Here is a 4,271-nt window from a genome sequence, read left to right as displayed (position 1 = left end):
CTGCCCTCCACCTCGAGCTAAGCCTTTTTTTACAATTACACAATCATACGGTCATTCTTATTGTCACTCCTCAGCTTTCTAGCTAATAACGAACCTCGCTATGCTCACTCTGCTTGTCGCGCTACTCATCTGCACTTTTGTGCTCACTGTGCTCACTGTGCTCCCTCTAGACCCAATTTTTGACACCCATTCTTTACTATTCAATTGGCTGCCTTGATCAGTGTTGACGATCTTAGGTTGCCCGCCTGTAGCTTGCATGCCTTAGGTGATTACCGAAGACAAAACGCAGTATCCATCGTATTGCAGACTTCTCGTGTTATTACCCCACGCGTGTGCCAGTCCATCACAGCAATCAAGTAAGCGTTTCCTCTAAGCATTGGTATATAAGTGATGTCAGTGCACCAGACTTCATCCGCAGCCGTCACAGGACTGTCTCTGAGTTCGTGAATCAAGTTGCGCTGCCCCATGTGGCACTAGTTGAAGTGGATTTCATCAAGATGCAGCATGCTCGTGTGATCCTCCTCACTGATCTTAGCCCTTTTGGGCTTTAAGCGGTTGCGGTGGACCTCCAGCAAAGCTGATTGCTGTCTCATTGATAAAGCGTGCTGGGTATCAATCATAGTTTTTCGCTCACATCGATTCCCAGCTGTTCGCACTTTTTTTAGAAGAAAGTCTTTCTCTAGTACGAGTTGCCCCACTTTACGCTCTATCTGAGCCTCTTTTATTATTTGAGCCCTCTCTTTTCTAGTCTTCGCCACCACTCAGCTTTCGAGAGGATGGTGCATAGAATGATCCATGTACTTAAGTTTTTTGTCTGAGTCAGAACGCGTTCAACTTGGCCGTGTAAATAGGTGAGAGCTAGTGAAACTGTAATCCCATAGAACAGCAGCCCCAAGGGGGTTTTCCAGAAAGCAAGCGTATTTCTGACACCAAACCAAAACGTTTGAATCATAAAAAGTAAGAAAAAACAAAACCCCAAATATCCAGTCTCAGCTAGTAAAAGCCAATACAAGCTCTCCGTTAATGGGTTAGACATAAACAATCTTGGTACTATTCTACGACCGCGATTTTTCTCCCATTGCTCAAGAATGGCTGAGTATTTATTTCCCCTAGGGCGGCTATTGGCTATGCCGTAGTTGTTCCAGCCAATACCCGCGACCGGATGATCTTCAAGCATTGCCCGTGATTGTTTGTCGAGAGCCATGCGCAGGTCGTTTTTAGGACTACTATCTACCCCAATCCTTGACATAAATGTATCAGCAGCGATTGCCATCACTAATAAACCACCTAGGCTTCCGAGGATCGCAATTGATATCCGCCGAGGAGTAAAACCCTTAACTAATGAACCAAGCAGTAGTAGTACCGCCCCAACACCAAAAACAGCAAGTGATGCTCGAGATACTGTGAGCACGATCGTCAAACCAGCAGCGGCGAAGGCACTCAAATATAGCCACATATCTTTTTTGCTCGTTTCGTTTGACAATGCTAAGCCTAGGATCGGTAGACCTATCATATAGGTCCACATGGACATCGGGTTTTGATGCTCAAACCATCCAGTTATTCTGAAGCCCCCCTCGACGTATCTCCCCCATAGGCAAACGATGACTTGTGTTATCAAGCCAATAGCGAAACCCCTCATCACGGCAAGAATATCTCTCTCCCCTCGAATTGCCGCAAAGACACCGATCATGATAAACCCCATTTTGAGGAATTTGAATGCGGGCATGAAGACATACAGAGGCTCTAACGCATTCACTACAGAAAAGAGGGAGACCATGATCCATCCAAGCCACAAAAGCATGCCCGGGGGAAGCAACTTGAAGTCATGTCTTTTTTCTAGGATAGCATTTAGGGCTAAACCTATTGCGATCCCCTCTAAAAAGTTAAATTCAAATCCTTTTGTATGCCCACGATAAGTCTCGATAGAATAGAGCATCAGAGTGAAGTCTGAAGGTGGTCGAACTAACCACCATGCCGTGAAACCCAAGAATATTTTACGAAGGATGTCATTTCCTTTCATAATGAATCCAAGCAGTGGTCCTCCCACGAGGTATACCGAGAAGATAATACCGACCTTAATAATTATCATGAGAATTTCCATCTTACCTATCTATGCGTTAAAGTACGCTGCCAGACCTACACTAGGAAGGTAAATCTATCTGCCATCATATATTTGAATCACTTTATTATCTCGGCCATAGCTTGTGTTTGCTTACTCAAGCACGCCAAACCATAAGCTGAATTCATTGAACATGAAACAGTTGAAAATTCACACTCCAATACTTACGTGGCTGATTCGAAGCTTGATAGGATCATTTAAGTGAAGTGGTCTCCTAAGCGTTGCCTGTGATTTACTGTGTATATTGAAATCCTGACAGCTCTATCGATGTCGAGTTAATGTTGGTGATTAACCTTCTGTGGGCAATCTATTTGTGTCGTTAGCTTTTATTGCCATAGGCCCGCTTAAGTTGCTTGTCGTTGAGCTTCTTGGTAGACGCTCCATGGGGTTTGTTTTGAGAGCGATTGATGCATTCTTCGGTGGTTATAGAACTCCATCCAGTCATCAACCAAAGCTTCTAGTTCTGCTACGTTGCTAGTAGCTCCAGAGCTTGATTTTCTCATACTTGATACTCCTTCAGAGACGCTCGATAAAGACATTGTCTCGCACGAGTTGCCCCAATTTACGCTCCATCTGACCCTCTCTAACTTCGAGCTTTTCAACTCTTTCTTACTGGTGTTAGAACTCTCAAAAAGCTTAATCATACAAGCCTCTGACTCCTTTTTCCACTGACTAACCAGGGACGGAGCTACATCATTCTGCTGGGCTATTCATTTACTGAGCGACTACACTGGAGGGCTTCGGGGGTGACACGTGCTTTAAATTCAGCACGAGGAATCTTTTCTTACGTAGCATTTGTCTATTTTTCGGTGATTAAGCCACCGATGAACAGCAAGATATTTCAATATACCTGTGGCTCCGACTCACGGGCCCGCTTGTACTCTCCCTTATCTCCAAATATACTCCTCAATCCGGTCGCCTGCCTTTAAAATTTAAGTTCTTTGTGTAATTTTCTGGTTTTGGTCAAAAGCTGAGTGTTTGATGGTAAGATGTATATGAGGATCATTTCATACCTAACTGCTACGGCAGTGGCAGTGCTCAACACTAGTTGCAAATCACACTACGGTCTTCAAACTGCCGAGGCTCTCATAAGCCCGCCTCCAAGCTCAGAAGAACTCGTAAATCAGATTTCAGGCTCATACCCACATTACAAAATTTCCATTCATAGCACAACATACCCATACGCCTACACATCGCTTAATATCACAAAGCCTAAGTCTAGGCATCGTCCAAAAACATCTGGTAGTGTCTCTGTTAAAAAGACACAAGATGGGCACTGGCTTTACTACAGCTCAATCTGGAAGCTCTCGGAACAAGATAGTATAGGCCAAAAGGAGTTGGCTAAACAACTAGCCTACGAAATATTGACTTCATTGCAGCAGAAGTGGCAGCTTACCGAAATCCACTACAAAGCACACTCAATCTTCAATTGAGCTACTCGTCATGCCTTCACTTTAGTAGCGGTCTGCATGCGACAGTTAATGGTGTAAGTTTTCCCTAAAACGAGACACTTCTACAATCTAGGTTATCGTTTAAATGATGTGGGTCCCGTTCTCTGCCCATTAGGTCCAACTATAAGCTGCGATAGAATAATAAGTTGGCTAATAATATAAGAGTGAGACTAGAGCCCGTATCAAATTTTGGCCGATTTGGGGGCTAGGCGGCGTCTTGCTCCTGTGGATTGGTAGTGTTTCCAGATTTACGTTCGTAGGCATTTGAGGGCGTGTCGTTGCCTAATGAGTCGTGGGGCCTCCAGTCATTGTATCTATCAAACCACTTGGTCAATCCCGCGCGGAGCATGGGCACAGTGGAGTGCTCGAATAGAAAAATCTCTTCATATTTCACACTTCTCCACAGCCGCTCAATGAAGACATTGTCCATCCAGCGCCCCTTGCCATCCATGCTTATTTGAATCTTATGACCCTTGAGTGCCGATATCCATTCAGATGAAGTAAACTGACTCCCCTGGTCGGTATTGAAGATCTCAGGAACACGCCCAGTCGACTCTAATGCTTTATTTAGAGCTTCAAGGCAAAGCCCTGTGTCCATCGTATTTGAGACAGCCCAGCCGAGCACCTTACGCGAATGCCAATCCATCACGGCACACAGCTAAGCGCTCCCATGAGGCATCGGGACATAGGTGATATCGGTG

The 4,271-nt window shown here is 44.9% G+C and carries 4 protein-coding genes and 1 pseudogene; 1 reads left to right on the top strand and 4 read right to left on the bottom strand.

Translation table 11 applies throughout. The features are described 5' to 3' along the window. Nucleotides 1–269 precede the first annotated feature (269 nt). The 3 genes from ABGY95_RS05635 to ABGY95_RS05625 all read right to left on the bottom strand — a co-directional run bounded on the left by ABGY95_RS05635 (nt 270) and on the right by ABGY95_RS05625 (nt 2,622). Nucleotides 270–467: a DDE-type integrase/transposase/recombinase gene (locus tag ABGY95_RS05635; RefSeq protein WP_347440719.1), complete on the bottom strand. Its 198-nt coding sequence runs from the start codon at nt 465–467 to the stop codon at nt 270–272. Between the two features lie 257 nt (nt 468–724). Beyond that, the gene (locus ABGY95_RS05630; RefSeq protein ID WP_347440718.1) at nt 725–2,101 is read right to left on the bottom strand and encodes an O-antigen ligase family protein; all 1,377 of its coding nucleotides are present in this window, start codon (nt 2,099–2,101) and stop codon (nt 725–727) included. Nucleotides 2,102–2,463: 362 nt separating this feature from the next. Further along, nucleotides 2,464–2,622 (bottom strand): integrase core domain-containing protein, encoded by a 159-nt coding sequence (locus tag ABGY95_RS05625; protein ID WP_347440717.1) that lies wholly within the window; start codon nt 2,620–2,622, stop codon nt 2,464–2,466. A gap of 492 nt (nt 2,623–3,114) precedes the next feature. On the opposite strand from ABGY95_RS05625, the gene ABGY95_RS05620 reads away from it, so the two are divergent. Beyond that, complete coding sequence (locus tag ABGY95_RS05620; RefSeq protein ID WP_347440716.1) at nt 3,115–3,552, top strand: hypothetical protein; 438 nt, start codon at nt 3,115–3,117, stop codon at nt 3,550–3,552. 223 nt (nt 3,553–3,775) lie between these two features. Here the strand turns inward: ABGY95_RS05620 and ABGY95_RS05615 are convergent. Further along, nucleotides 3,776–4,271, bottom strand: a pseudogene (locus ABGY95_RS05615) (DDE-type integrase/transposase/recombinase); the annotation flags it as partial.

The organism is Rubritalea sp. (assembly GCF_039830215.1).
Taxonomy (GTDB): Bacteria; Verrucomicrobiota; Verrucomicrobiia; order Verrucomicrobiales; family Akkermansiaceae; genus Rubritalea.
This window is presented reverse-complemented; position numbering and strand designations above follow the sequence as displayed.